Source organism: Pseudoroseomonas cervicalis ATCC 49957, assembly GCF_000164635.1.
Taxonomy (GTDB): domain Bacteria; phylum Pseudomonadota; class Alphaproteobacteria; order Acetobacterales; family Acetobacteraceae; genus Pseudoroseomonas; species Pseudoroseomonas cervicalis.
On the sequence record NZ_GG770861.1, the window covers coordinates 1 to 1,722 of the forward strand.

Genomic DNA, 1,722 nt, shown 5'->3' on the forward strand with positions numbered 1-1,722 from the left:
CCGCTGCTCGCCCGCCCGGCGCGCGCCCAGGGCGCCTGGCCCACCCAGCCGGTCCGCGTCATCGTGCCCTACACGCCGGGCGGCGCCTCCGACATCGCCGCGCGGCTGATCGCCGAGAAGCTGACGCCGCTCTGGGGCCAGCCGGTGCTGGTGGAGAACCGCACCGGCGCCAATGGCATCGTCGGCACCGACGCGGTGGCCAAGGCGGCGCCGGACGGCCACACGCTGGGCTTCGTCTCGGTCAACCACGCGGTCAACGCGGCGCTCTACCGCACGCCCTTCGACACGCTGCGCGACGTCGCGGTGCTGACGCAGATCTATTCGGTGCCGCTGCTGCTGGTGACGCGGCCGGATTTCCCGGCCCGCTCGGTGGCCGAGCTGGCGGCGCTGGTGAAGGCCAAGCCCGGCGAGATCACCTTCGCCGGCACCGGCGGCGCGGTGCATCTGGCGGCCGAGATGTTCGCCCACCGCGCCGGCGCGGCGATGACGCATGTGCCCTATCGCGGCTCCACCGCGGCGCATCCGGACCTGATGGGCGGCCGTGTGGACCTGATGTTCGACACGCTGCCGGCGGTGCTCGGCCATGTGCAGACCGGCAAGCTGCGCGCCATCGCCACCACCGCGGCGCAGCGCCTGCCGCTCCTCCCCGAGCTGCCGACGGTGGCCGAGGGTGGCTTCGCGGGGTTCGAGGCCTCGACCTGGGGCGCCATCATCGGCCCGGCCGGCCTGCCCGGGCCGGTGGCCGCGAAGATCGCGGCGGATGCGGCGGCGCAGCTGCAGCAGGTCTCGGTGCGGGAGCGCATAGCGGCGCTCGGCGCCACCCCGGTCGGCTCCGGGCCGGAGGCGGCCCAGAGCTTCGTCCGCGCCGAGGTGGAGAAATGGCAGGCCGTGGTCACCCAGGCCGGCATCGAGAAGCAGTAGAATTGCGGCCGGGCCGCGGCCCGGCCCCGCCGCACGGCATGACGCCGTGCCGGGGGCCCGTTCCGCACGCCCCGTCTGGCCGTGCGGCGGCGAAGCGCCTATGCCTCTTTGCCATGCCCGGCCTTTTCACAACCCCGACCCTGGCGGTGCGCCTGCCGCTGCTGGTGGGGTTCGCCGTCTTCCTCTCCTCGGTGGGCACCACCCATCTGGCGCTCTACTTCATGCAGCGCGAGCTGGACCATGAGGTGGAGCGGCTGGCCGATGTCTATATCGACAGCCTCTCCGGCGCCGCGCTGCCGCCGCTGCGCGCCGGGGATTTCGCCGGGCTGGAGGCGGTGCTGGAACACGCCATGGGCTTCCAGCGCGGCGTCACCGACCTGGCCATCGTGGTGGGCGACCGCGACGGCATGCCGCTGGCCCGCGCCGGCGAGCCGCAGGGCCCGCCGCCCATGGCCCTCGGCGTCACCGGCCCGTCCTGGGTGATGAACGCGCGCGGCGACACCGCCTGGGCGCAGCGGGAGCTGCTGGAGGATGGCCAGGTGGTGGCGCTGGTCGCGGCGCAGATCGCCTTCCCCGAGCAGGCGGCGCGGCGCCGCCACCTGACCGTGACGCTGATGCTGGCCGACCTGGTGCTGGCGGCGCTGGCGGCGCTGCTGACCGTGCTGTTCTCGCGCCGGCTGATGCGGCCCTTCCTGGCGGTCGCCGCGGCGCTGGACCGGGCCGGGGATGGCCGGTTCGAGCCGATGCCGGTGCCGGCCCGCGACCCGGAGGCGGGGCGGCTGGCGCGCGCCTTCAACCTGA

General features: G+C 75.0%; 2 protein-coding genes. Both read left to right on the forward strand.

Features of this window, described 5'->3' with window-relative positions:
* On the forward strand, positions 1-921 hold a 921-nt coding region (locus HMPREF0731_RS19745; RefSeq protein ID WP_007005983.1), incomplete at its 5' end, for a tripartite tricarboxylate transporter substrate binding protein.
* 113 nt (positions 922-1,034) lie between these two features.
* The coding region (locus HMPREF0731_RS19750) for a HAMP domain-containing protein (protein WP_040614165.1) at positions 1,035-1,722 on the forward strand (688 nt) is incomplete at its 3' end.